Source organism: Xanthomonas sp. AM6 (assembly GCF_025665335.1).
Lineage (GTDB): Bacteria > Pseudomonadota > Gammaproteobacteria > Xanthomonadales > Xanthomonadaceae > Xanthomonas_A.
This window is the reverse complement of sequence record NZ_CP106869.1, coordinates 3,208,684-3,233,560: the sequence shown is the minus strand read 5'-3', so window position 1 is coordinate 3,233,560 and position 24,877 is coordinate 3,208,684. Positions and strand designations below refer to the sequence as shown.

Annotated in this window: 25 protein-coding genes and 1 pseudogene; 8 read left to right on the top strand and 18 right to left on the bottom strand. The window is 71.6% G+C overall.

Annotation, left to right across the window (positions count from 1 at the left end; translation table 11 throughout):
- Window positions 1-16 precede the first annotated feature (16 nt).
- The 3 genes from OCJ37_RS13610 to OCJ37_RS13600 all read right to left on the bottom strand — a co-directional run bounded on the left by OCJ37_RS13610 (window position 17) and on the right by OCJ37_RS13600 (window position 2,571).
- Window positions 17-1,309: a S41 family peptidase gene (locus OCJ37_RS13610; RefSeq protein ID WP_263110073.1), complete on the bottom strand. Its 1,293-nt coding sequence runs from the start codon at window positions 1,307-1,309 to the stop codon at window positions 17-19.
- Window positions 1,276-1,986: an rRNA pseudouridine synthase gene (locus tag OCJ37_RS13605; protein ID WP_263110072.1), complete on the bottom strand. Its 711-nt coding sequence runs from the start codon at window positions 1,984-1,986 to the stop codon at window positions 1,276-1,278. The genes OCJ37_RS13610 and OCJ37_RS13605 overlap by 34 nt, the downstream gene beginning before the upstream one ends.
- Window positions 1,987-2,064: 78 nt before the next feature.
- Window positions 2,065-2,571, bottom strand: coding sequence for a YgjP-like metallopeptidase domain-containing protein (locus OCJ37_RS13600; protein WP_263110070.1), 507 nt, complete (start codon window positions 2,569-2,571; stop codon window positions 2,065-2,067).
- Between the two features lie 103 nt (window positions 2,572-2,674).
- Between OCJ37_RS13600 and OCJ37_RS13595 the strand changes: the two genes are divergently transcribed.
- Complete coding sequence (locus OCJ37_RS13595) at window positions 2,675-3,211, top strand: DUF2058 domain-containing protein (protein ID WP_263110068.1); 537 nt, start codon at window positions 2,675-2,677, stop codon at window positions 3,209-3,211.
- Window positions 3,212-3,369: 158 nt separating this feature from the next.
- Here the strand turns inward: OCJ37_RS13595 and OCJ37_RS13590 are convergent, their stop codons facing one another.
- Window positions 3,370-4,149, bottom strand: a complete 780-nt coding sequence (locus OCJ37_RS13590) for an SDR family NAD(P)-dependent oxidoreductase (RefSeq protein ID WP_263110066.1) — start codon at window positions 4,147-4,149, stop codon at window positions 3,370-3,372.
- A gap of 239 nt (window positions 4,150-4,388) precedes the next feature.
- On the opposite strand from OCJ37_RS13590, the gene OCJ37_RS13585 reads away from it, so the two are divergent.
- Both OCJ37_RS13585 and OCJ37_RS13580 read left to right on the top strand, forming a co-directional pair.
- Entirely contained in the window at window positions 4,389-5,294 is a 906-nt protein-coding gene (locus tag OCJ37_RS13585) for a LysR family transcriptional regulator (RefSeq protein WP_263110064.1), read from the top strand.
- A 234-nt stretch (window positions 5,295-5,528) separates the two neighbouring features.
- Complete coding sequence (locus tag OCJ37_RS13580; RefSeq protein WP_263110063.1) at window positions 5,529-5,795, top strand: DksA/TraR family C4-type zinc finger protein; 267 nt, start codon at window positions 5,529-5,531, stop codon at window positions 5,793-5,795.
- A gap of 174 nt (window positions 5,796-5,969) precedes the next feature.
- Here the strand turns inward: OCJ37_RS13580 and OCJ37_RS13575 are convergent, their stop codons facing one another.
- The 9 genes and pseudogenes from OCJ37_RS13575 to OCJ37_RS13535 all read right to left on the bottom strand — a co-directional run.
- Window positions 5,970-6,242, bottom strand: coding sequence for a DUF2789 domain-containing protein (locus OCJ37_RS13575; protein WP_263110061.1), 273 nt, complete (start codon window positions 6,240-6,242; stop codon window positions 5,970-5,972).
- 117 nt (window positions 6,243-6,359) lie between these two features.
- Window positions 6,360-6,920 (bottom strand): mechanosensitive ion channel family protein, encoded by a 561-nt coding sequence (locus tag OCJ37_RS13570; protein WP_263113691.1) that lies wholly within the window; start codon window positions 6,918-6,920, stop codon window positions 6,360-6,362.
- A 145-nt stretch (window positions 6,921-7,065) separates the two neighbouring features.
- Window positions 7,066-7,863, bottom strand: coding sequence for an EAL domain-containing protein (locus OCJ37_RS13565; RefSeq protein WP_263110059.1), 798 nt, complete (start codon window positions 7,861-7,863; stop codon window positions 7,066-7,068).
- Window positions 7,864-7,955: 92 nt separating this feature from the next.
- On the bottom strand, window positions 7,956-8,156 hold the full coding sequence (locus OCJ37_RS13560) for a hypothetical protein (protein WP_009583596.1): 201 nt from the start codon (window positions 8,154-8,156) through the stop codon (window positions 7,956-7,958).
- A 16-nt stretch (window positions 8,157-8,172) separates the two neighbouring features.
- Window positions 8,173-8,505, bottom strand: a complete 333-nt coding sequence (locus OCJ37_RS13555; protein WP_263110056.1) for a YkgJ family cysteine cluster protein — start codon at window positions 8,503-8,505, stop codon at window positions 8,173-8,175.
- On the bottom strand, window positions 8,502-9,182 hold the full coding sequence (locus tag OCJ37_RS13550) for a class I SAM-dependent methyltransferase (protein WP_263110055.1): 681 nt from the start codon (window positions 9,180-9,182) through the stop codon (window positions 8,502-8,504). The genes OCJ37_RS13555 and OCJ37_RS13550 overlap by 4 nt, the downstream gene beginning before the upstream one ends.
- Before the next feature lie 428 nt (window positions 9,183-9,610).
- Entirely contained in the window at window positions 9,611-10,969 is a 1,359-nt protein-coding gene (locus tag OCJ37_RS13545) for an Hsp70 family protein (RefSeq protein WP_263110054.1), read from the bottom strand.
- Window positions 10,970-11,157: 188 nt separating this feature from the next.
- Window positions 11,158-11,628 carry an FKBP-type peptidyl-prolyl cis-trans isomerase gene (locus OCJ37_RS13540; RefSeq protein ID WP_263110052.1) on the bottom strand — a complete coding sequence of 157 codons (471 nt, stop codon included), beginning with the start codon at window positions 11,626-11,628 and terminating at the stop codon, window positions 11,158-11,160.
- A gap of 124 nt (window positions 11,629-11,752) precedes the next feature.
- Window positions 11,753-12,694: pseudogene (locus tag OCJ37_RS13535) on the bottom strand (cation diffusion facilitator family transporter); the annotation flags it as partial.
- Between the two features lie 115 nt (window positions 12,695-12,809).
- On the opposite strand from OCJ37_RS13535, the gene OCJ37_RS13530 reads away from it, so the two are divergent.
- The gene (locus tag OCJ37_RS13530; RefSeq protein WP_263110049.1) at window positions 12,810-13,151 is read left to right on the top strand and encodes a zinc ribbon domain-containing protein YjdM; all 342 of its coding nucleotides are present in this window, start codon (window positions 12,810-12,812) and stop codon (window positions 13,149-13,151) included.
- Window positions 13,152-13,290: 139 nt separating this feature from the next.
- Here OCJ37_RS13530 and OCJ37_RS13525 read toward each other — a convergent pair whose 3' ends face one another.
- Window positions 13,291-14,502, bottom strand: coding sequence for an MFS transporter (locus OCJ37_RS13525; RefSeq protein WP_263110048.1), 1,212 nt, complete (start codon window positions 14,500-14,502; stop codon window positions 13,291-13,293).
- A complete protein-coding gene (locus tag OCJ37_RS13520; protein WP_263110047.1) occupies window positions 14,499-15,695 on the bottom strand; it encodes a serine hydrolase domain-containing protein in 1,197 nt (398 codons plus the stop codon). The genes OCJ37_RS13525 and OCJ37_RS13520 overlap by 4 nt, the downstream gene beginning before the upstream one ends.
- 110 nt (window positions 15,696-15,805) lie before the next feature.
- Between OCJ37_RS13520 and OCJ37_RS13515 the strand changes: the two genes are divergently transcribed.
- Complete coding sequence (locus OCJ37_RS13515) at window positions 15,806-16,684, top strand: LysR family transcriptional regulator (protein ID WP_263110046.1); 879 nt, start codon at window positions 15,806-15,808, stop codon at window positions 16,682-16,684.
- 94 nt (window positions 16,685-16,778) lie between these two features.
- Complete coding sequence (locus OCJ37_RS13510; RefSeq protein WP_263110045.1) at window positions 16,779-19,277, top strand: alpha/beta hydrolase family protein; 2,499 nt, start codon at window positions 16,779-16,781, stop codon at window positions 19,275-19,277.
- Window positions 19,278-19,331: 54 nt separating this feature from the next.
- Here OCJ37_RS13510 and OCJ37_RS13505 read toward each other — a convergent pair whose 3' ends face one another.
- The gene (locus tag OCJ37_RS13505) at window positions 19,332-20,420 is read right to left on the bottom strand and encodes an alkene reductase (protein ID WP_263110044.1); all 1,089 of its coding nucleotides are present in this window, start codon (window positions 20,418-20,420) and stop codon (window positions 19,332-19,334) included.
- A 273-nt stretch (window positions 20,421-20,693) separates the two neighbouring features.
- Window positions 20,694-21,389 carry a DAPG hydrolase family protein gene (locus OCJ37_RS13500; protein ID WP_263110043.1) on the bottom strand — a complete coding sequence of 232 codons (696 nt, stop codon included), beginning with the start codon at window positions 21,387-21,389 and terminating at the stop codon, window positions 20,694-20,696.
- A 76-nt stretch (window positions 21,390-21,465) separates the two neighbouring features.
- Between OCJ37_RS13500 and OCJ37_RS13495 the strand changes: the two genes are divergently transcribed.
- Both OCJ37_RS13495 and OCJ37_RS13490 read left to right on the top strand, forming a co-directional pair.
- Window positions 21,466-22,140: a TetR/AcrR family transcriptional regulator gene (locus OCJ37_RS13495; RefSeq protein ID WP_263113690.1), complete on the top strand. Its 675-nt coding sequence runs from the start codon at window positions 21,466-21,468 to the stop codon at window positions 22,138-22,140.
- A gap of 321 nt (window positions 22,141-22,461) precedes the next feature.
- Window positions 22,462-23,670, top strand: a complete 1,209-nt coding sequence (locus OCJ37_RS13490; protein WP_263110042.1) for an MFS transporter — start codon at window positions 22,462-22,464, stop codon at window positions 23,668-23,670.
- A 94-nt stretch (window positions 23,671-23,764) separates the two neighbouring features.
- Here the strand turns inward: OCJ37_RS13490 and OCJ37_RS13485 are convergent, their stop codons facing one another.
- Window positions 23,765-24,760, bottom strand: coding sequence for a tetratricopeptide repeat protein (locus OCJ37_RS13485; protein WP_263110041.1), 996 nt, complete (start codon window positions 24,758-24,760; stop codon window positions 23,765-23,767).
- Between the last annotated feature and the right edge of the window lie 117 nt (window positions 24,761-24,877).

Here is a 24,877-nt window from a genome sequence, read left to right as displayed (position 1 = left end):
CAATTGCGCCAAGGCGCTAGGGCGCGCCGTTCGCGGGCGACAGCGCGGCGACTTCCCGGTGTAGCCAGGCGCTCACGGCCGCGTCGTCGGCGAGGCGGACGCGCGGCGCATAGGCCTGCATCGCGCCGCGCTGGCGCCCCTCCAGGCGCTGCATCGGCAGCAGCAACGTCGCGCGCCCGCTCGGCAGCGGCACGCTTTCCACTTCGGTGTAGAGCGTGTCGGCGCCGGTCGGCTGGCCGACCTGCTCGACACCGGGGCCTTCCAGCAGACGGTCCATGAAATCCAGGCAGGCGCTGATGCAGGCGCCGTCGGTGATCGCGACGATGCGCGCCGGTCCGCCGTGCGGCGGGGTGCCGGCGGCGGCGCTCGGCAGCGGATCGCGATACAGCGCCTCTCCCTGGCGCTGCGCCGCGCGCAGGCCGTCCAGCAATCGGTCGAAGTCGGGCAGTTCCTGCGGATAGCGCGTCGCGATCCGCGCGCGGCGCGTCTGCAGATTGTCGATCACGCCGTCGGAGACCCGCCACAGCGAGGCCTTGGCGCGGCGGCGATCGAGCGCGGGCAGCGCCTGCTCGCCCCAGATCGCGGCCAGCACCGCATCGCCGGGCGCCGCGGCGCCACCGCCGTTGCCGCGCAGGTCCACGATCAGCAGGGCGGGCGTGTGCTGCCGCAATGCGTCCGCCGCCGCGGCGATCGCGCTCATCGTCGTCTCGAAGCCGGGATCGCCGGCATAGAAGGTCGGCAGGGTCAGTTTCCAGGCCGCTGGCGTGAGGCGTTCGAATGCGCCTTGCGCGGCGCTGGCGGGCGCGGGCTGCGTCGCGCTCGCGCTCGTGGCGTCGGGCGAGGCCAGTTCGATCGCGACATGCGGGTCGCCGAACGAGGCGACATAGGCCTGCACGACCTGGACGTAGCCGGCGCGATCGACGATGCGCCTGGCCCTGGCCTGCGCCGCGCTCGCCGCCTGCCGCGCCTGCGCGGCCAGCGCCGGATCCACGCCGGGAGCCAGGCCCGGATGATCGGCGGCGATGCGCGCGGCGGCGAACTGCAGGTCGGCTTGCGCCACGGCAGCATCGGTCGGCGCCAAGGCCAGTGCCGCTGCCAGAATCGTTGCGAACATGTAGGTCCCCTTGTGCCCGCGGCGAGTGTCTGCCGCCGTCGGCGAGCCGCGCAATAGGCCGCAAGACAGGGGGACCTCGCGCTGCCAGGCTCGGTTGTGCGGGACGGCGCGAATGCGCGCGCGCTGCGCTGGCGCATCACGCCTGACCCTGACCGTGACCGCTAAAAACGCTCGCCGCCCGGCAGATAACGCCATTCGCCCGGCGCCAGCTTGCCCAGCGGGATGCGGCCCACGCGCAGGCGCCGCAGGCTGAGCACTTCCAGCCCGACGTCGGCGCACATGGACTGCAACTGGCCCGGCTGCACGTGCTTGATCGCGAAGCGCAGGCGGTCCTCGTTCTGCCAGCTCACCTTGCACGGCGGCAGGCTGCGCTGGCGATAGATCAGGCCGTGCGCGAGCCGCAGCATGCCGTAGGGCCGCAGTTCGCCGCGTACCTCGACCACGAATTCCTGTTCGATCGAGGTCGCGTCCTCGGTCAGGCGGCGCAGCACGCGGCCGTCCTGGCTCAGCACCAGCAGGCCGCTGGCGGCCTCTTCCAGCGGCAGCGGCGCATTCAGGCGCAGGAAGTGGCGTTTGAGCACGCGCACGTCCGCCGTATCCAGCGCGCTGCGCGTGTGCGGCCTGGCCAGCGCCAGGGCGGCATCCAGGTCCAGCCCGGCCGGCTTGTGCAGCAGCAAGGTGGCCGGCTCGGCCGCGCCCAGTTGCGCGTCGGCGGCCAGGGTCACCTGCTGCGTGGTCACCGCGGCCTGCGGTTCCTCGACCACCACGCCGTCCACGCTGACCCAGCCGCCCTCGATGTACTGCTGCGCTTCGCTGCGCGAGCACGGCAGCATGGCGGCCACGTATTTGTCGAGGCGGGTGGGAGCGGACATCGAAAACTCGGCGATCGGGGCAGGGCAGTGTACGTGCAGCCGTCGCCGCCCCGCCATGCGCGCTGGGCGCGGCAGCGCTCAGGCGTCGGCGGCGCCGGCGAGTTCCAGCTGGGTCAGGTACAGGCGCAGGTCGAATTCCAGCTGGTGGTAGTCCGGCGCGATGTGCGCGCACAGCTGGTAGAACGGCTTGTTGTGCGCGCTTTCCTTCAGGTGCGCCAGTTCGTGCGCCACGATCATCTGCAGGAACGCCGCCGGCGCGTCGCGGAACACGCCGGCGATGCGGATCTCGCGGCTGGCCTTGAGCCGGCTGCCCTGCACGCGCGAGATGCTGGTGTGGGTGCCGAGCGCGTGCTTCACCGCCTGCAGCCGGTTGTCGTAGACCACCTTGTGCAGCGGCTCGGAGCTGCGCATGTGGCGTTCCTTCAGCGCCAGCGCGTAGTCGTACAGCTGGCGGTCGGTGCGGACCGGATTGGGCGTGTCGTAGCGCTTGCGCAGCCACTCGCCCAGGCGATCGCGCGCGATCAGCTCGCGGACCTGGTCCTGCACGTGGGGCGGATAGCCGAGGAGGTATTTCAGCGCCTGCATGGCGCTACGATAGCGCGCCGCGGTGCCCTCGCGCGGCCACGCCGGGCCGCGGCGGCAGCGGGTATGATGCCGGCCAACGTCCTGGATCGACCGGATTTTCCCGATGCGCAATCCCCTGCAGGAACAGCTGCTCAAGGCCGGCCTGGTGAAGAAGAACCAGGTGGCGCAGGTCGCGCGCGAGCAGGCCAAGGCGCGCCACGGCAAGGCGCCGCCGCCGCCCAGCGCCGAGCAGCTGGAGAGCGAGCGGCTGCGGCTGGAGCGGGTGGAGCGCGACCGCGCGCTGGCCGCCGAGCGCAACGCGCAGGCGCGCGCGCAGGAGCAGCGCGTACAGGCGCGGCAACTCATCGACAGCCACAAGCTCAAGGCCGATGGCGAGATCGACTACCACTTCACCGATGCCGGCAGGATCCAGCGCTTGCGGGTGGATGCGGCGCTGCGCGCGCAGCTGATCAGCGGTGCGGTGGTGATCGCGCGGCTGGACGCCGGCTATGCGCCGATCCCGCGCGCGGTGGTGGAGAAAGTGGCCAGCCGCGATCCTGCGGCGATCGTGCTCGACACCACCCGCGCCGCGCCGGCCGCCGGCGACGAGGACGACGCGTACTACAGCCGCTTCCAGGTGCCGGACGATCTGATCTGGTAGCCGCGGCATCGCCGCGCCCGTCACCGCGGCGTGCGCGAAGCGCGGGCCACGGTGCGCGTGGACACACGTGCGCGACGACCGCACGCAGCGCATCGGCCAGCGCCTGCGTACGCCGTGCCGATGCGCGACCGGTCCGTTGCCTCTGCGCGCGCCGCGCCTCACACGATGGTCGGGGTGATGCCGCCGTCCACGCGCAGCGCCGCGCCGTTGGTCGCCGCCGACAGCGGGCTGGCCACGTAGGCGACCAGGCTGGCGACCTCTTCGGGTTCGATCATGCGCTGGATCAGCGAGCTGCCGCGTTCCTTGGCGAAATACTCGCGCTCCATGTCCGCCGGCGGCATGTCCGGATCGCTGGCGACGCTGCGCATGAAGTCCTCGATGCCGGCCGAGCGCGTGGTGCCGGGCAGCACCGCGTTGACGGTGACGCGGGTGCCCTTGGTCGTGGCCGCCAGGCCGCGCGAGATCGCCAGCTGCGCGGTCTTGGTCATGCCGTAGTGGATCATGTTGGGCGGGACCAGCACCGCGCTCTCGCTGGAGATGAAGATGATCCGGCCCCAGTCGCGCGCCAGCATGCCGGGCAGGTAGTGCCGGGCCAGGCGCGCGCCGCTGAGCACGTTGATCTCGAAGAAGCGCATCCAGTCCGCGTCGCTGATCGCGCCGAATTCCTTGGACTCGTAGATGCCCAGGTTGTTGACCAGCACATCGACCTGTGGCACCGCGGCGACGAGCGCCTGGGCGCCCTGCGCGGTCGCCGGATCGGCCAGCACGCTGCGCACCTTGCCGCCGATCGTGCCGGCGGCGGCGTCCAGGTTGGCCTGGTTGCGGCCGCAGATGATCACCTCGGCGCCTTCGGCGGCGAGCGTGCGGGCGATGGCCAGGCCGATGCCGGCGGTCGCGCCGGTGACGAGGACGGTCTTGCCGTCGAGTTGCAGATCCATGGGGTCTTCCTTCGGTGAGTGGGAGAGGGAGCAGTGCGACGGGGCCGCAGTCGGGCGGGATGGGCGGTGCGCACGCGACGGGGTGCCGCGCGCAGCGGTCGGGACGGCCCGACGACCACTGGCGGCCATGGCAGTGCGCGTCACGCCGCTCGCTACGGGCCACGATAGGCCGCAGCGGCGCGTTTGATAATCGGCCGCGCCCGCATATGATCTGTGAAGCGGATTCACAGGTCGGTGCAATGGACAATCGGGTTGGCGAAATGCAGGTGTTCCTGCGGGTGGTGGAAGCGGGCAGCTTTTCGGCCGCCGCGCGCCTGCTGCGCATGACCCCGTCCACGGTCAGCAAGCTGATCGGCCGGGTCGAGACCCGCCTGGGCGTGCGCCTGCTGGAGCGGTCGACGCGGCGTCTGTCGCTGACCGCCGAGGGCCAGGTCTACTACGAGCGCAGCCTGTCGCTGCTCGCCGAACTCGACGATGTGGAGCGCGATCTGGGGCGTGGCGCGGCCAGCGCCGGCGGCAGCGTGCGGGTCAACGCGTCGGTGGCGTTCGGCATCCTCGGCCTGGAGCCGGTGCTGCCCGCGTTCTGGCAGGCGCATCCGCAGATCGTGGTCGATCTTTCGCTGTCCGACGAGATGGTCGATCTGTACCTGGACCGCACCGACGTCGCGTTCCGGGTCGGCGCCCTGCAGGATTCGAGCATGATGGCGCGATCGGTCGGCGTGGCGCGCCGCAAGATCGTCGCCGCGCCGGCGTATCTGGCGCGCCACGGCACGCCGCGCAGCATCGACGACCTGTCGCGGCACAGCTGTCTGGGCTTCAACTTCCGCCGCGCCGCGCCGGTGTGGCCGCTCGCGCACAGCGGCCGCATCGTCGATCGCACGGTGCAGGGCGCGCTGCTCGCCAACAACGGCGAAACGGTGCGGCGCATGGCCGTGGCCGGTATCGGCCTGGCGCGGCTGGGCGACTACCACGTGCGCGCCGATCTGGCCGCCGGCCGCCTGGTGGAAGTGCTGCGCGAGGCGGTGGAGGGCGATACCGAGGAGATCCACGCGCTCTATCGCGGCGGCCCGCGCCTGCCGCAGCGCGTGCGCGTGTTCCTGGATTTCGTGGTGCCCCGGTTGCAGGCGTTTCTGGCGGGCCCCTAGTGGGGCCGGGATTCGGGATTGGGGATTCGGGAGTTGCGGTCGTGGCGACGGAAACACAAAGCGAGCACGCGTTTCCCGGCATCCGCGCGGCGCGATTGCCAATCCCGAATCCCGAATCCCGAATCCCGAATCCCGGCCCAGCGCCCTGAACGCATCGGCAATGTGAAGCCGTCCTTCATTGCATCGGCCGGCAACGGCCGCATCATCCAGGACAGGCAATAAGCGGAGACGCCGATGGCGACCGGATGGGCAAACGACGGGGCGGTGCAGGACCAGATCGACGCCACCGTCGAAGATGCGATCAAGCGTGCGCGCAGCCAGTTGCCGCAGGGCCCGAGCCTGCACCGGTGCGAGGACTGCGATGCGCCGATTCCCGAGGCGCGACGCAAGGCGGTTCCCGGCGTGCGCCTGTGCGTGGCCTGCCAGGAAGCGCAGGACCGCGAGCAGCACGAGCACAGCGGCTACAACCGCCGCGGCAGCAAGGACAGCCAGCTGCGCTAGGGCGGGACGACCGTTGCCGGGTACGTCGCACGGGCCTGACGGCCCGACGCGCGAGGCCGTTCCTGCGCGCGCGCGGCGCTGTGACGACGCGCGGACCTACGCGTTTCCCTCGTGCCTTAGTGCACGCGCAATCGTGGCGCGATCCTACCCCGGGATGATGGCGCGTCCCGGCGCTCAGTCGTCGTTGGCGGCGCTGCTGACCGGCGGCACCGGCCGCGAGTGCAGGGCGATGTTGAGCTGGTCGACCACCATCGCCCAGTCGGCATCGTCCAGGCGTTCCTCGCGCAGCAGCTGCGCCTGCGCCGGGGTCCAGAACGGCGCCTCTTCCAGCCGCATGGTGTCCGGCAACGGCGAATGGCGGGCAATGAACTGGCGGATCTCGGTTTCGGACGCGGGCAGGCCCAACTGGGCGAACAGCTCGGCAAACGGATGGACGGGTTGTTCCATGGGGCACCTTGTCGACAGGGGAGGGCGCGCGCCGCATGGTGGCGGCGGACGGACCGGGCACGATAGCGTGGGCGCGATCAGTGTCTTGTTAGGGCGTGCGCTTCTCGCGCGCCGGTCCTAGCCGAGCCCCGGCGGCACCGGATGGCCGCGCCAGCGCCGCGTGCTGCGCTGGAAGAACAGGCTGTTGGGAATCTGCAGCACGCTGTCGCGCTCGTCGCCGCGGTTCTCGTGCAGCGTGGTGTAGATCAGGTTGATGTCGATCACCTGGCCCTTGAGCCCGGGTTTTTCGCCGTTCTCGAGCAGTTCGATGTGGTCGTGCAGGCGGAACGGCCGGGTGGTGAAGATCAGCAGCGCGCAGAAGATGTTGGACAACACGCTCCAGGCCGCGAAGAACGCCACTGCGGCGACGGCGGCGAAACCGGTGAACGCGGTCCACAGCACCGTGCCGGACACGCCGAGCCGGTCCAGGATCGACAGCAGCGCGGCGGTGTAGATGACGAAGCCGCTGCCGCGGCGCGCCATCATCACCAGCTCCGGCGGCAAGGCGTAGCGCTCGCCAAGGCGCCGGATCAGCCGCCGCAGCAGCGTGCGCAGCAGCCAGGCGGCAAGCACGATCAGCGCGACCTGCGCGCCCGGCACGATCAGATCGAGCCAGCGGTGGACCCAGGGCGGCAGCATGGCGTGGAACGAGGACATCGGCGGTTTCGGCGTGCGGGGGAGGCGCGATGGTCGCAATCGTCGCCGCGCCGGGCAAGTGCGCCGGCGCGGCGAAGCCGACCGTCATTGCCGCCGCTTCATCGCGCACGCGGCTGCCGCACCGGGCTCAGCAGGCGGCCTGTTCCACGCTGTCCCAGCGTTCGTCGGGGATCTGCGGCAACGCCTCCAGCGCCGGCATCGCGAACAGGAAGCCCTGGTACAGGCCGATGCCCAGCGCGCGCAGCGTGCGGTATTCGGCCGGCGTCTCCACGCCTTCGGCGAGCACCCTGCAGCCCAGGGCCGCGGCGATGCCGACGACGCCGGCGACGATGTTCCGCCGCGCCGCGCTGGCGTCGATGCCGCGGACCAGGGCCATGTCCAGCTTGAGCAGGTGCGGCTGGAACTCGGCGAGCAGGGTGAGTCCGGAGTAGCCGGCGCCGAAATCGTCGATCGCGGTCAGGAACCCGCGCTGGGCGTAGTCGTGCAGGATCCGCACCACCTTGGGCAGGTCGCGGATGCGTTCGGACTCGCTCATCTCGAAGATCAGCGCGCCGGACGGCACGCCGTAGCGTTCGGCCGCAAGCAGGGTCAGGCGGATGCAGGCCGCCGGTTCGTAGACCGCGTTGGGAATGAAGTTGATCGATAGCCGGGTGCGCAGCCCCAGGCGCGCGGCGGTGGCGATCGCCTGCACCCGGCAGGTCTGGTCGAAGCGGTACAGCTGCTGCGGGCGGACCCGCGCCAGCACCGCGGCCGCGCCGCTGCCGTCCTCGCCGCGCACCAGCGCCTCGTAGGCGTAGATCGCGCGCGCGTCGGCATCGACGATCGGCTGGAACGCCATGCGGATGCCGAAGTCGAGCAGTTCGCCGTCGCGGCAGTGGCCGCAAGCCGGCTGGCCCAGTTCGGCGGTGAGGGATCGCAGGAGCATGCCGTGCGTCTGCCGCAGGAAGTAGTGAGAGTATCGGCCGGCGCCGTGAAGACGGCGCCGACATCGCGGCGGGCGGTGCCCGCGGCGCGGACTCAGCCGGCTTCGGCCTCGTCGACCTTCTTCAGCACGCGGGTGGTGCCGAGCACCTCGACGCGGCCGCCGGCCTTGCGGAACGCGGCCATGTCGGCCTCGATGCGCTCGCGGCTGAGGCCTTTCTGCGCCTTGTCGCCGCCGGCGCCGCTGCGGGCGGTCTTGGCGGTCGGGGGCGGGGTCTTGCTGGTGGGACGTGCCATGGTGGATCTCCTGGAGTCAGTACATCGTCAGGGGAATGCCGCGCGCCAACTGGTCGTTGTGGATGCGGCGGATGTCGCGGCAATACGGGCCGGCCATCGTGAACTTGCGGCAGATCGCCGGGCGCTGTTCGTAGATCGAGCAGCACATGCGCTTGCTGTCCACCGCCACGCACCAGCCGTCCTCGTCGCGCGCCATCACGTGCAGGCCCTGCTCGGTGTGCTCGGTGAGGTGCTCGGGCACCTTGTCCTCGGGCATCAGCAGCACGGTCAGGCGGCAGCAGATCGCGTCGCAGCGATCGCAGGCGACGGATTTCTCGGCCGGCGCGCGGGTTGCGGGTTGCGCGCTCAAGCGTTGCCGCCGGTCGGCGCGGCGTCGCGCCGATAGCGCAGCACGCGGCCGCGGTGCGGCGGCAGATCGCCGGGACTCAGCTGCAGTTCGCGCTGTTCGCTGAGCGTGTAGCCCTGCGTGGCCAGCGCGCGGGTCAGCGCGGCGCTGTTGCCGCGGCCAGGATCGGCGATCAGCACGTCCGCGCTCGGCGTCGCATGCCGCGCCAGCAGGTCGGCGAGCATGGTCGGATGCTGGTGCTCGTACAGCACGTCGCTGCCGATGATCATGTCGAAACGGCCCAGGTCGGGATTGGGCTGGTCCCAGTCCAGGCGGCGGTACGGCACGGCGGGCATGTCGTTGAGCGCGGCGTTGTAGGCCAGGAACACCTCGGTCAGCGGGTGGCGGTCGCTGGCGACGATGTCGGCGCCGCGGTGGCGCAGCACCAGGCTGGCCAGGCCGAGGCCGCAGCCGATCTCCAGAATGCGCTTGCCGGCGACGTCGTACACCGCCATCGCTTCGGCGAGCAGGCGCCCGGCCGGCCACACGTTGCCGAACAGGCTCCACTGCGCCGAAGAGATGCCGGCGTCTTCGGCCAGCGCGTCGGGATCGGAGAACTGCTGGGTGTCGAGCAGCGAACGGATGCGATAGTCCTGGCCGCCCAGGTTGAGCGTTTGAATCTGGGTGGCGTAGCCGGACACAGGCGCTCCCGGTGGATCCGGCCCGGAGCGGGACGGAGGCTGGCGCGAGAAGAGGAGCGAGTCGGGCGACAGAAACGGCCGGACGAGACGCGTGTAGCAACGTGACGCTGAAGCGTGACCGCGCATACTACGCCAGTCGCGCCTCTTGCGTATGAACGGCAGCTGCGCTAGCGGTTAGTACGCCTGCATGCGGGCCACCATTGCGATCGGCGCAAGCGGATCGGTCGCTCGCTGCTTTTTGTAGGAGCGGCTTCAGCCGCGACCGGGCGTTACCGGGAATGCCCGGTCGCGGCTGAAGCCGCTCCTACAAACGCGGTCATGAAAACGCGGTCATGCCGCGATCGCCTCGGCGCCATGGCCGCAGCGTGGGTGAGGGCTGCGCGTGCGAAGCGCCAGGCCGTGCAGTGCGCCGCGCCGCGCGGCGTCGTTCAGCGCTGCGCGGCGGCCAGGGCCAGGCCCTGGACCACGCCGAACGAAGGATCGCCATGCACCAGCCGCGCCTGCGCGAACGCGGCGGCGACCACCTGCCGGATGTAGCCGGCGCGCGACATGCCGCCGGTCAGGAACACCGCCGCCGGGTCGTGGCCGATGTCGCTGCGGACCTGCGCGAGCAGTTCGCCGAGCGCGTCCAGGTAGCTGCGCGCGGCGTGGGTCAGCTGTTCGGCGTGGATGCGCACCTGCAGCCCGGCCTCGATGTAGTCCAGCGCCTCCTCGTGCTGCGCGCTGTCGCTGAGGCCGATCTTGCTGCGTTCCACCGCGCGGTACAGGCGCGCGGTGTTGCCGGTGTCCTGCAGCGCCTGCAGGCGCGTGTCGTACGGGCGCGGCACCTCGTCGTAGCGGTGCTGGCGGAAATCGCGCTGGCGGGTGGTGTCCTGCACCATCGCCGCCTCGACGTAGTGGTGCGCCGGCACGCGCGTGCTGCCGCGGCCGAACAGCGGCATGTAGCCGGTCAGGCTCAGCGCCAGGTCGATGTCGGTGCCGCCGCGGGCGATGCCCCAGGCGCGGTGCACGTCCGGCGCGCCGTCGCCGCCGACGCTGGCGTGGGCGATGTCGGTGGTGCCGCCGCCGATGTCCACCACCACCGCGTCGTGGCGCTCGCGGCTGTTGGCGTGGTAGTGCATCGCCGCGGCGGCGGGTTCTTCCAGGAATGCGATGTCGTCGAAGCCGGCGGCGAGCGCGGCGCTGTGCAGGATCTCCAGCGCCTGCGCGTTGCCGGCCTCGCCGATCGAGCTGCGGAACTGCACCGGGCGCCCGAGCAGCGCGCTGCGCACCTGCTGGCCGAGCTGCTGCGAGGCGGTCAGGCGGATGTGTTCGAGGATGTGGGTGGCGATGCCGGTGATGGTCTGCCTGGCGCGCGGGTGCAGGTTGTAGCCGAGCATCGATTTCGGGCTCTGCACCAGGCTGCCTTCGCCTTCGAGGAAATACGCATCCAGCGCCGCGTCGCCGTACACCGCGTTCTGCAGCAGCGCCGCGGAACTGCGCGGCTCGCGCATCTGCGCTTCCATCCATTGCCGGCGCACCACGCGGATCGCGTCGCGGCGCAGTTCGTCGCGGCTGCGCTCGCGGCCGGCGGCGGCCGCATCGCGGCGGCCGGCCTCGATCAGCTCGTCCACCTGCCGCTCCAGCACCGGGGTCAGCTCGAAATCGGCCGGGTCGCGCATCACGTCGGGGAAGTACACCGTGGTGCGGAACTGGTGCTGGTCGCCGAAGGCGATCGGCACCACGCGGCCGTCGACGACCGCGGCGGCGGCGGAATTGCTGGTGCCGAAATCGATGCCGAGTCTCATCTGGCTGCGGGCCGGGCAGGGGGCCGCGCACTGTGCGGCAAGCCGCAGCGCGGCGCAAGCCGGCGGCGCCGCGCCGGCGCTGCCACAGCGGCAGCGCCGCATCGGCGATGAAGTCGCCGCTGCCGTCCCAAAATGCACGAGGCCCGCGCTGGCGGGCCTCGTGCGGATCCAGCCGGTGGCAGGGGCGGTTACAGCGCCGCGCCCGCGTGGCCCTGGGTCTTTTCCTGCTCGGTGGCCTCGCGCACGCCGGCCACTTCCACCGCGAAATGCAGCACCTGTCCGGCCAGCGGATGGTTGCCGTCGATGGTGACCAGTTCGGGGCCGACCTCGGTGACCGTGACCAGCAGCGGGCCCTGGTCGGTCTGCGCCTGGAACTGCATGCCGGGCACCAGCCCGGCCGCGTCCGGGAACGAACCGCGCGGCACCTGCTGCTGCAGTTGCTCGTGGCGCGGGCCGTAGCCTTCGGCCGGGATCACGTCGACCTGCACGCGTTCGCCGGGGCGCTTGCCGGTCAGCGCGTTTTCCAGGCCGGGCACGATGTTGCCGGCGCCGTGCAGATAGCTCAGCGGATTGTCCGGCGCGGACTGGTCGATCACTTCGCCCGCGTCGTCGGTCAGGGTGTAGTGGATGGTGGCGACAAGACCATTGGCGATCTCCATGGGAAACCTCATTCAGTAGGTAAAGTGGGATACGCCGGCACAGTCACAGCGCGATGAGAGGTGCTACCCGGCTACCCTAACGAAAAGCGGCGGCCGATCGCAAGTCGGCGCGCCGCGCGCGTGTTCAGGCTGGCGGCGGCACGCGCAGCGCATTGCGCCGCGCCTGCCAGGCCGCCGGCGTCTGCGGCTTGACGAACAGCGATTGCAGTTCCGGGTGTTCGGCGCGCGCGGCACGCTCGATGCGCTCGATGCAGGCCTCGATCTGCGCAGTGCTGCGCTGGTCCTCGAATTCGGCGCTGAGCGCGGCGACCACCTGCTGCGGTCCCATCTGCACGCTCAGCACGCCGTTGACCGCACGCACGTCCGGATCGGCGCCGGCGATGCGGCGCAGCGCATCGCTCAACGGCCGCGCGGCCGGCTCGCCGATCAGCAGGCCCTTGGTCTCGCGCGCCAGCAGGAACGCCGAGCAGGCCAGCACCGCGGCGATGCCGATCGACGCCACGCCGTCCAGTTCCGGCATCTGCAGCCACTGCGCGGCCAGCAGGCCGAGCAGGGCGATGAGCAGGCCGATCAGCGCGGCGCTGTCTTCCAGCAGCACGGTGAACAGGCTCGGATCCTTGCTCTCGCGAAACGCCTGCACGTAGCCCATGGCGCCCTTGCGCGCGCGGAACTCGCGCAGCGAGACCCACCACGAACCGCCTTCGAACAGCATCGACAGCCCGAGCACCACGTAGTTGAGCGTATGGCTGCTGGCCGGCTCCGGATGGCGCAGATGGGCGATGCCCTGGTACAGCGAGACCCCGGCGCCGAGCGCGAACACCAGCAGGGCGACGATGAAACTCCAGAAATACAGTTCGCGCCCGTAGCCGAACGGATGGCTGGCGTCGGCGGGCCGCGCGGCGCGGCGCAGCCCGTACAGCAGCAACAGTTCGTTGACGGTGTCGACCAGCGAATGCACGCCTTCGCTGAGCATCGCCGAACTACCGGACAGCGCGGCGGCGACGAACTTGGCGATGGCGATGGCCAGGTTGCCGGCGAGCGCGGCATAGATCGCAAGGCGGGAGCCGGAAGCGGCGGACATGCGGATTCCTGTGCGGGAGCGGCCCGGGTCGCAGGCGAGGCGGCGCGGAGCGGGCGGCTACAATAGCCGCCCTCCCGTCGTCGCCGTATCAAGGAACGCCATGTCCGCCGCACCCGCCTGTCCGCAATGCACCCTGCTCAACACCTACGTCGACGGGGCGATGTGGACCTGCGCCGATTGCGGCTACGAATGGCCGGCCGCGGCGGACACTGCCGCCGTCGCCGCGACGGTGGTGCGCGACAGCAACGGCAACGTGCTGCAGGCCGGCGACACGGTGGTGGTGATCAAGGACCTGAAGGTCAAGGGTTCGTCGATCCCGCTCAAGCAGGGCACGGTGATCCGCGGCATCCGCCTGGTCGAGGACGATGCCGAACACATCGAAGGCCACTCGGACAAGATCAAGGGCCTGGTGCTGAAGACCTGCTTCCTGCGCAAGGCCTAGCCGCCGCGGCGTCGGCGCTGGCGCGTCGCGTTCGCGGCGCGCCGCGCTGACGCGCCGCATGGCGTAGCGCTAGGCCCGGGGCCGTGGTCCAGCAAGCGCTCGGCGCCACGGCACGAATCGCCGCTCGTGGCGATCGCGTTCACTCGCCGGCGTTCGCCCAGCCGTGCCGACGCTGCGCGAACGCCCATGCCAGCACCAGCAGCGCCAGCGCCACCCAGGACAACGCGCCGGCGCCGGCGTGCTGCAGCAGCGCGCCGCCGAGCACGCCGCCGCCGGCGATCGCCAGGTTCCAGCCGGTGACCACCAGCGACTGCGCCAGGTCGGCGGCGTCGCCGGCGCGGCGCGCGATCGCGGTCTGGAACAGCGTGGCGCAGCCGCCGAACGCCACGCCCCACAGCGCCAGCGCCACCGCCAGCAGCGGCGGCGAACGCGGCCACAGCGCCATCGCCAGCGCGGCGAGCGCGAACAGGCCGATGCTGGCCAGCAGCAGCGGCCGCATCCAGCGGTCGATCCACACCCCGACCACGACGATGCCCAGCAGCGAGGCCACGCCGAACAGCAGCAGGTAGCGGTCCAGCGCCGCCGCCGCGCTCGACAGCGCCAGCAGCGGCGCCACATAGGTGTAGAGCAGGTTGTGCGCGAGCACGAACAGCAGCATCACCGCCAGCACCTGGGCCACGCCGCGCAGGCCCAGCACGCGGCGCAGCGGCAGCGCGGAGGTCGCCGCCTGGCCGGCGAAATCGGGCAGCGCCGCGCGCGCCCAGACGAGCAGGCCCAGGCTCAGCAGCGACATCGCGCCGAACGTCCAGCGCCAACCCCACAGCTGACCGAGCAGGGTGCCGGCGGGCACGCCCAGCGCCAGCGCCAGCGGCGTGCCGAGCATCGCCACCGCGATCGCGCGGCCCTGCTGCGCCGGCGCCACCATGCGGCTGGCGTAGCCGGCCAGCAGCGCCCACAGCAGCCCGGCGCTGACTCCGGCGAGCAGGCGCGCGGCCAGGATCAACGGATAGCTGGCGGACACCGCGGTGACCGTGTTGGCCACCGCGAAGCCGGCGATGGCGAGCAGCAGCAACGGCCGCCGCCGCTGGCGCCGGGTGGCGGCGGTGAGCGGGATCGCCGCCAGCAGCGAGCCGAGCGCGTAGACCGTCACCAACTGGCCGATCCACGCCTCGCCCACGCCCAGTCCTGCCGCCATCGCCGGCAACAGGCCGGCCGGCAGCGCTTCGGTGAGGATGGTGACGAAGCCGGCGCAGGCCAGCGCCAGCAATCCGCTCCAGGGCAGGCGCCGCGCCGCGGTGGGCGCGGGCGCGGCGCACGCGGCCGGGCAGGGCGCCAGGCAATCGCCGCTCATGCCGCCACCTCGCGCAGGCTGGCGTAGACCGCGTCGCGCAGGTCGACCACGAACGCGCCGGACATGCCTTCGTACAGGGTGTTGGTCAGCGCCACCACGCTCAGCTGCCGCGCCGGATCGACGAACCAGTTGTGCCCGTAGGCGCCGCCCCAGCGCCAGGTGCCCGGCGCCTCCGGGGTCGCGGTCGGCGCCGGATCGCGCAGCACCGCAAAGCCCAGGCCGTAGCCCCAGCCCGGCCCGTCCGGCGGGCCGAAGTCGCCGGCCTGCGCGCGGCCCATCTCGGCTACCAGCGCGGCCGGCAGCAGTGGCGTGCCGCCGCCGCGCAGCGCTTCCAGCAGGCGCAGCACGTCGCCGGCGTTGCCGACCATGCCGGCGCCGGCGGAGGCGAACGCGGTGCGGTCCAGCGCACGCGAGGGATGGAACACGATGCCGGCAGCGTCGGCGAACGGCGCGGCCACCTCGCCTTCGCCCAGCCGGTGCGGCGCCGGGTCGCCATTGACGTAGGGCACGGCCAGGCTGGCGGCGTCCTCGGCATGGAAGGCGGTGGCGTGCATCCCCAGCGGCGCGGTGACCAGCTCGCGCACCAACGCCGGCAGCGGTTGCCCGCCGGCCGCCTGCAGCACCGCGCCGGCCACGTCGATCGCCAGCGAATAGCCCCAGCCGGTGCCGGGCGCGTACTGCAGCGGCACCTGGGCGAGGCGGCGCAGGTTGTCCTCCAGGCTCAGGCCGCTGTTGTCCATGCCGTCGGAGACGCCGGCGCGCGCATGCGCGCCGTCCGCCGGCTCCAGGAAGCGGTAGCCGAGCCCGGCGCTGTGGCTGAGCAGCTGGCGCAGGCTGATGTCCGGCGCCCGGCCGTCGGGCAGGGCGGGGCGGAACCACGGCAGCCAGCGCGCGATCGGCGCATCCAGCGCCAGCCGGCCCTGCGCCACCAGCGCCAGCGCCGCCGTCGCGACCACCAGCTTGCTGACCGAGGCCAGGCGGAACGGGGTGTCCTCGCGCATCGGCCGCTGCGCCTCGCGGTCGGCCCAGCCGGCGGCGCGGCGATAGAGGCATGCGCCGCGGTGCGCGACCAGGACCACGGCGCCGACCAGCCGCTGCTCGCGCAGCGCGGCATCGATCGCGGCATCGAGCGGCGCGGCCTGTCGCGGCGAAAGTGCCGCGGCGGGCTCGGAGGAGGAGGGGGACATGGGCATTGGCGCACTCGTGGAGGGGAAGGCGCAGCATGGCTGCATGCCGATTGCGGAAAAAGACGGGTAGAGTTCCTGGCTATGAGGACGCCAATGTCCGCAATGGTGGCGATGCGATGGACAGTCTGGGCAGCCTGCGCGGCTTCGTACAGGTGGTGGAGAGCGGCGGCTTCGCCGAGGCCGGCCGGGCGCAGGGCCTGTCGGCATCGGCGATGGCCAAGAGCGTGGCGCGGCTGGAGCAGTCGCTGGGGGTGCGCCTGTTCCATCGCAGCACCCGCAGCCAGACCCTGACCGCCGAGGGCCAGCTGTTCCTGGTGCGTTGCCGGCGCATCCTCGCCGAGGCCGAGGCGGCGCGCGGCGAATTGAGCAGCCTGGCCGGGACGCCGAAAGGGCGGCTGCGGATCAGCCTGCCGATGAACAACACCGTGCTGCTGCCGGCGCTGGCCGATTTCATGTGCGCCTATCCGCAGGTCCAGCTGGACCTGGATTTCGACGACCGCCTGGTGGACGTGATCGAGGAAGGCTTCGACGCGGTGCTGCGCGTCGCCGAGCCGAACGATTCGCGGCTGGCCTCGCGGCGACTGGGCAGCTTCCGGCGCTGCCTGGTCGCCGCGCCGGGCTACCTGCGGCGCTACGGCACGCCGCAGCAACCGGCGGACCTAGCCGCGCACCAGTGCCTGCACTACCGCTTCCGCAGCAGCGGGCGGCTGGAGGCCTGGCCGCTGGGCGCGGCGGCGGCCGGCCTGCAACTGCCGGTGTCGATGGTCTGCAACAACATCGAAACGCGGCTGAGCCTGGCGCTGCGCGGCTGCGGCATCGCCTTCCTCCCCGAGCACTCGGTGCGCGCGGAACTGGAGGCCGGCAGCTTGCGCACGGTCCTCGACGAACACGTCGATTCCATCGGCACCTTCCACCTGCTGTGGCCGTCGGGCCGGCACATGCTGCCGAAACTGCGTGTGTTCATCGATTTTCTCGGCGAGCGGCTGACCCTTTAGGTCCTGGCGCGTGCCGGGCTGCGGGCGGCGGCGGCCGCGGCTATGATGCGGACGGGCGCCGGGGGGCGCCGCCCAACCAGGAGCAGGGGGACGCATGGAGAAGCAGGGTCTCGCGGCCGGCGGTCGCGTGGGGCGCCGGCTGGCAGGGTTGTTGTTGCTGTGCCTGCTGGCGCTGCCGGCATGGGCGCGGATGCAGGAAGTCAAACCCGGGCAGACGCCGCAGCTGGCGGCCGACGAGGGCCTGGTGCTGGTCGCGGTGGACACCGCTGTCGACCTCCAAGGCGTGGAGTTGAACAAGGACGGCAAGCTCTTCGGCGCCGGCACCATGTCCAGGCTCAAGCCGGGCATCAGCTACCGGCTGTACATCGCGCCGGTCGGCGACTACGCCTGGCGCAAGGTGGTGCTGGTACCGCAGTTCGCCTACAACCTGCGCGACAGCGACGAGTTCCGTTTCCGCATCCAGGCCGGGCGCATCACCTATCCGGGCGACCTGCTGTTCCGTCCGGAGTCGTTGTTCCGTGCCGACATGGGCATGGTCAACCGTTCGCTGGCAGCGATGGACTGGCTGCAGCAGACCCATCCGGCGTTGTGGTCCGGCTACGAACTGGCCTATTCGGGACACTATCCCGATCCGTTCCCGCAGTTCTACCGCAAGGCGCTGGCGCAGCACCCAGGCGCCACGCCGGCCGCCAAGGTGGCATTGCGTGCGCCGCCGCCGGCGAGCGCGTTGCCGATCGCGCCGGCCACGCTGTTCCGCGACGGTCTGATCAATGCGCTGCGGCTGAATCCGCGCGGCGACCTGCTGGCGCTGCAACTGCACGAGCGCAAGGACGAATGGCGGATCGAACTGCTGGATCTGCCCAGCAACGAGCAGCGCCTGCTGGCCACCAGCGTCGAGCCGATCAAGCAGTTGTTGTGGGCCGGCAACGACACGCTGCTGTTCAGCGTGCGCGTGCCCAACGGCCCGGACGTGGTGCGCGGCATGCGCGTGGAAACCGCCGCCGACGGCACGCGCAAGTGGATGCCGCTGAACCTGCCCAACGGCGGCTACATCGTGGCCGCCTTGCCGCAGACGCCGGACACGGTGCTGTACGCCACCACGCTGCGCAACGGCGACAACGCCGTGCAGCTGATGGACGTGTCCAGCCAGGCGGCGATCGACCGCTGGCGGCCGCGCTACCAGGAGCGGTTGAACATCGGCCTGGAGCGCGACGTGGGCTGGCTGACCGACGGCAACGGGCGGCTGCGCCTGGCGGTGGTGCGGCGCGACGACGACTACGTGCTGATGTACCGCGACGGCCTGGGGGCGACCTACCGCGACGTGATGACGCTCAGCGACCTGCGCGATTTCGAGCCGGTGGGCCTGTCCTTCGATGCGGGCGAGATCTACGCGGTGACCGACGAGGGGCGCGGCCAGCGCGACCTGGTGGCCTACGACGTCGCCGCGCGCAAGATCGTGCGCACGCTGTTCAGCCAGCCCGGGGTCGACGTCGTCGACCTGATCCAGGGCCCGCGGCGCGCGCCGATCGGGGTGACCTACTATGAGAGCGGGCGCCTGGTCAGCCACTATTTCGAGAGCGCCGACGAACGCCTCAACCGTGCGCTGAGCGCCGCGCTGCCAGGGCGCAACGTGCAGATCGCCGCGCGCAACGCGGACGGACGGCAGATGGTCCTGTGGGCCGATGCCGCCGACCGCCCGCCGCAGCTGTTTCACCTGGATTTGGACAAGCGCGCCGCGGTGTCGATCGGCGAGGACATGCCGTGGCTGCAGCGCACGGCGTTCGCGCCCAGCGAGGTGATCAAGTTCAAGGGTCGCGACGGGCTGGCGCTGGACGCGTTCCTGACCCTGCCGCCCGGCAGCGGGCGCAAGCCGCTGGTGGTGTACCCGCATGGCGGCCCGATCGGCGTGGCCGACGCGCTGGGCTTCGATCCGGACACGCAGTTCCTGGCCTCGCTCGGCTACGCGGTGCTGCGGGTCAATTTCCGCGGCTCCGACGGCTATGGCCGCGCGTTCCGCGAAGCCGGGCGCGACGGGTTCGGCACGCTGATCGAGGACGACATCGACGCGGCGATCGAGCAGGCGCTGGCGCGCTATCCGCTGGATGCGCAGCGCATGTGCGTGCTGGGTGCCAGCTACGGCGGCTATTCGGCGCTGGTGATGGCGATGCGCTGGCCCGATCGCTTCCGCTGCGCGGTGTCGATCGCCGGGGTCGCCGACCGGATCCTGTTCTATACCGCCAGCGATGCGGGCAGCTATGCGAAAGGCCGCGCCGACCTGGAGCGCTGGCTCGGCGATCCGAACACGCAACAGGAACGGATGACCAACACCTCGCCGCTGTACCGCTACGACGCGATCAAGGTGCCGGTGATGCTGGCGCACGGACTGGAAGACCGGCGCGTGGACTACGAACACACCCGGCGCATGCTGCGGATGCTGGACATGGCCGGCAATCCGCCGGTGGGGCTGAGCTTCGCCGGCGAGGGCCACGGTTTCGCCGATGTCGATCACCGTGCCGCGCTGTGGAGCGGCGTGGCCGGCTTCCTGCAGGCGCATCTGACCGCGGGCGCACCGCCGCAGGCGGGGACGCCCTGACGCCCGCCGGCGGCGGCACGCGATTCGCGTTGCCGCCGCGGCCCGACTCGGTGCTCAGTCCAGCGTCGGGTAGTCGATGTAGCCTTTGGCGCCGCCGCCGTAGAGCGTGTCCGCATCCACCGGGTTGAGTGGCGCGTCGCGGCGCAGCCGTTCCACCAGGTCCGGGTTGGCGATGAACGGGCGTCCGAACGCCACCGCGTCGGCGCGGCCGGAGGCGACGGCCTGCTCGGCCAGGGCCTTGTCGTAGCCGTTGTTGACCAGCCACGGCCCGCGGAACCTGGCGCGCAGCGCGGCGTAGTCGAAGGCGATGCCGTCGCGCGGGCCGCCGGTGGTGCCTTCGATCACGTGCACGAAGGCCAGGCCCAGCGCATCCAGGCGCTCGACCGCGCGCTCGAACAGCGGCTGCGGGTCGCTGTCGCGCGCATCGTTGACCGGGGTCACCGGCGACAGCCGCACGCCGGTGCGTTCGGCGCCGATTTCCTGCGCCACCGCCTGCACCACTTCGAACAGCAAGCGGGTGCGGTTCTCGATGCTGCCGCCGTAGGCGTCATCGCGGTGGTTGCTGCCGTCGCGCAGGAACTGGTCGATCAGGTACCCATTGGCCGCATGCACCTCGACGCCGTCGAAGCCCGCAGCGATGGCGTTGCGGGCGGCGTTGCGGTAGTCCGCGATCAGGCCGGGAATCTCGTCCAGGCGCAGCGCGCGCGGCGCGGAGACGTCGCTGAAGCCTTCGGCGGTGTAGGTCTTGGCCTCGGCGCGCAGCGCGCTCGGCGCCACCGGCGCGGCGCCGTCCGGCAGCAGGCTGACGTGGGAGATGCGGCCCACGTGCCACAACTGCAGCACGATCTTGCCGCCGCGACGGTGCACCTCGGCGGTGACCGGCTTCCACGCGGCGACCTGCGCCTCGCTGTAGATCCCGGGCGTGTCCATGTAGCCCTGGCCCATCGGGCTGATCTGGGTGGCCTCGGCCACGATCAGCCCGGCGCCGGCGCGCTGGCCGTAGTACTCGGCGGCCAGCGGCGAGGGGATGCGGCCTTCGCCTTCGGCGCGGTTGCGGGTCAGCGGCGCCATCACGATGCGGTTGGCCAGTTCGATCGCGCCCAGGCGCAACGGGGAAAACAAGGAGATATCGGACGAGGTCATGGAAGAAGTCTGAAGAGGGGGGAGCGGACGCGGCGCGTCCGTCGCTTCTTCATGGGGGCGCCAGCGCGCGGCTCAAAGCCGTGGATGCCCTCCAGTTCGCCGCGCCGGCGAGACAGTGCGTTCTCCGGCTCGCCGGCGACGAGGCATGCCACCGTCGAGGCGCGCAGCGACGCGGCGCGGCGAAACGACGCCATGGCCAGTCCGGATGGAGTCCGGCATCCCGCAACGCCACGCTCGCTATCGGCGAGCCGTTGCGCGGCAGCGCATACCACGTCACCAGGGCAGCGGTACGGTTTCCCCGTTGGCGTGTTCGCCGTAGTACAGCGACGGCAGGAACCGCGCGAGGAAGGTGAACTCGGTGTAGCAGTGGCGCAGCAGGCCCAGGCCGACCGCGTCGCTGGCGTCGCGGTGTGGATCGTCGCTGGCGCGCCCGAGCACGAAGCGGCTGCGCAGCACGCAGCCGAACGGCGTGTCGCGGGCGACGTGGAGCATTTCGCCGTCGATGGGATCGCCGTCGGCGTCGCATTGCACATGGTCGCCGAAGCCTACCCGGGCGGCGATGATCGCCGCCACGCGGTGTTCGGTCTGCGCCTGCTCCAGCCGCTGGCGATCGAAGATCTCGCGCGGATCGTGGAACTTCAGCCTGGCGGCCACCGGCGGGATGTCCGCCAGCGATTCCACCGCGCTGATGCTGGCGCCGTGATAGCTCTCGCCCTTGCGCCAGAGGCCGTCCCAGCCGTGGTGCGCGACATGGTCGACCGGGTGCCACCACTTGATGTGTTGGGTGGTCTCGAAGAACGTGAACCACCAGTCGAGCATGCGCCCCTTGCAGCCGTGCAGGTCGGTGCGCACGGCCACCAGCAAGGTGCCGTCGTCGCGGCGCTGGATGCCTGTTTCCAGGTGGAGCGGCGCCGGGTCGAGCAGCGCGTCGTGGTCCAACCAGGGCGAAGCCTTGAGGGGAATGGTCATCAGTGGAACTCCTGCGGAAGAGGGGAGGGATAATATAGAAACGTTATCCGTTTCTCAAATATCCGGGTGCGCTACCATGCGTCCGATGCCATCACCTTCGCTTGCCATGACAGAGACCTCCGTTCCCGAGAAGCGCCCACGCGGCCGGCCTGCGCGACCGCCGGCCGAGGTCCGCCAGGCGCTGCTACGCCACGCAATGCAACTGCTGCTCGAACAGGGGTACGAGGCCACCACGATGGAAGCCGTCGCGGCGCAGGCCGGCGTGGCCAAGAAGACGGTCTATCGCCATGCCGCCAACCGCGAGGCGCTGGTCGGGCTGGCGGTGCGCGAGTGGAGCGATGGCTTCGCGCCATTGATGCAGCGCGACGCCGGCCATCGCGACGAACTGCTGCCGCTGCTGCGCGGGATCCTGCAGTCGATCTGCGAGCGGGTGCTGTCCGCGTCGGCGGTCAAGCTGTTCCGCCTGTTGACCACCGAATTTCCCGGCAAGCCGCAATTGCTGGACAGCTACCAGGCCAACGGCATCGGGCGTGGCCGCGGCTTGCTCGCGGAGTGGTTGGCGCGCCAGCAGCGGCGCGGCCTGCTGCGCAACGGCGATCCGGCGGACATGGCGACGCTGATCCTGGCCATGGCAGTGGCCGAACCGCTGCGGCAGATGGCGCTCGGCCTGGCGGCGCCGCTGCCCGACGGTTCGGTGGCGGCGCATCTGGACGCCTGCCTGGCGCTGCTGGCGCCCGGTCTGCTGCCGTGAGTCCCTGCTGAGTTCCGCTGTCTTCCTGGCGCGCCGGCCCAGTGCCGCGCGCACGGTGTGGAGCCATGGCACGGCGCCGTGGGCGCAAGCCGAGCGCCAGTCACGATGTTTTCCATCGCCCGTAGCGCCGTGCATCCGAGCGCGCCCTGGCGCAGCGGCGCATGCGGCGGTGCCGTTGCCTACCGAAGCGTGTCGCCGGCTGAATCGCGAGTGCCATGCTCGCGTCGTGCCCCGTTCGGGCTCGGCCTCCGGTTCAGGCCCACCCCTTTCGCTCGATGTTGCGATGCACAATAATGGGGCGCCCCGTATCCGGAGCCGGGCATGTCCATTTCCCGAACCGATCCGACGCCGCTGTCGCGCCGCGGCTACGTGCTGATCCTGTTCGCGCTGGCGATGGGCGGCTTCGCGATCGGCACCAGCGAGTTCTCCACGATGGGCCTGATGCCGTACATCGCGCGCGGGCTGGCGATCGACGAGCCGCAGGTCGGGCACCTGATCAGCGCCTATGCGCTGGGCGTGGTGGTCGGCGCGCCGTTGCTGGCGATCGTCGGCGCGCGCTGGCCGCGGCGCACGCTGCTGCTGGCGCTGATGGGCTTCTACGCGGTCGGCAACCTGGCCAGCGCGCTGGCGCCGGACTATCACAGCATGCTGCTGGTGCGCTTCATCGCCGGCCTGCCGCATGGCGCCTATTTCGGCGTGGCCACGCTGGTCGCCGCGTCGATCAGCCGCCCCGACCAGCGCGGCGCGGCGGTGAGCCGGGTGCTGCTGGGGTTGAACCTGGCGGTGCTGGTCGGCAATCCGCTGGCGACCTGGCTGGGGCAGGTCGCGCAGTGGCGCTACGCCTATGCGCTGGTCGCGGTGATCGCGGTGCTGACCGTGGTGCTGGTGTTGCGGCTGCTGCCGGCCGACCCGGACGAGCCGCGGCAGCGGCCGCTGCGCGAACTGCGCGCGTTCAACCGCCCGCAGGTGTGGCTGGCGCTGGGCATCGGTTCGGTCGGCTTCGCCGGCATGTTCTGCGTGTTCAGTTACCTGGCGCCGACCCTGACCCAGGTCACCGGCGTCTCCGAGCGCTGGATCCCGTTGGCGATGGGCGCGTTCGGCTTCGGCGGCCTGCTCGGCAATCTGGCCGGCGGCTGGCTGTTCGACCGGCTGCAGTTCCGCGCGGTGCCGCTGGTGCTGCTGTGGTCGATGGCGGTGCTGCTGGCCTGGCCGCTGGCCGCGCAGTCGCCGTGGGCGGTGCTGCCGGCGGTGGTCGCGGTGGGCACCATGGGCGCGCTGGCGCCGGTGCTGCAGACCCGGCTGATGGACGTGGCCAGCGAGGCGCAGACCCTGGCCGCGGCCTCCAACCACGCCGCGTTCAACCTGGCCAACGCGCTGGGTCCGTGGATGGGCGGGATCGCGATCAGCGCCGGGCTGGGCTGGACCTCGACCGGCTACGTCGGCGCCGCGGCGGCGCTGGGCGGGCTGCTGGTGTACCTGTGGGCGCGCCACGACGCGCGCCGCGCGCAACGCATGGCGGTGGCTAGGTAGCGCGCTCCGATTTTTCGGCGGGGCATGGTCGTGCGAAGCGCGCCGCGCGGCGCCGATGCGCAGCGCACGTCGCCGCGAGGTCCGCCCGGGTGGCTCAGCGCCGCGCCTGGGTGTTGTGCGACAGCCGCCGCAGCGCGTCCAGCTTGGTCTGGTAGCGCGGCTGCGCGCCACTGTCGGCATGTTCCAGCGCCTGCTGCATCGCCCGGTGCGCGCGGCGCTGGTCGCCGCTGAGCAGATAGGCGCGGGCCAGGGCGAAGTACAGCAGGTGCGCGCCGTCGTACAGGCGCAGCGCATGCCGGTAGTAGCCGATCGCCGCGGCGTAGTCCTGGCGCCGCTCGGCCTCGTTGCCGAGCAGGTACTGGTGGAACGGGTCGGTCAGCTGCACGCGCTGCAGCCGTGCCAGCATCGCCGCCTCGCGTCGGCTGTCGCCCAGGCGCCGGTACAGGCTGGCGGCGTTGGACAGGGTCGAGACATGGCCGGGATCGACCGCCAGCGCGGTCGCGTAGTCCTGCGCGGCCGCCTGCGTGTCGCCCTGGCGCAGCGCCAGCACGCCGAGGTTGTTCCAGGCGGCGGCGAAATCGCGGTCCATCTGCAGCGCCATCGCCAGGTGCTGTTGCGCGGCGGGCAGCGCGCCGTCGGCCATCAGTTCGGCGCCGCGGTTGTTGTAGTAGTGGGCCAGCGCGCGGCGGTCGGAAATCGGCCGCGGGCCGCGCCGGTCCATCAGCACGCTGCGGTCCAGGTCGATGCTGCCGCGGCGCCCGTCGATGCGCACGCCGACGTTGACGTGGCCGGCGTTGTACAACGCATCGCCGTCCTGGTACCAGCTCAGCACGCGGCCCACTTCCTGCACCTGCGCATCCAGCCCGGCGTCGCGCGCCAGCACGACGAACAGCAGGGTGAACGACAGGCAGTTCACGCGCCGGGTGGCGTAGCTCTCGGCCACGCTGTGGGTGGCCTTGGCGTCGTACTGCAGATCCAGCCCGTCGGCATCGAAGGCCAGCCGCACCAGCTGCTGCAGGCGCTGCTCGCGCGAGGCATGCGGATCGACGCGCTGCTGCACCAGCGCATGCAGCGCGGGCGGAACCTGCATGATCTGCTCCGGTGCGGGCGGCGCGGGCGGTGGCGCGATCGCCGTCGCGGCGACCAGGGCGAATGCGGTCCAACCGAACATGGCGCACCTCGCAGCGGCCCCGGAAGAGGGCTGTGG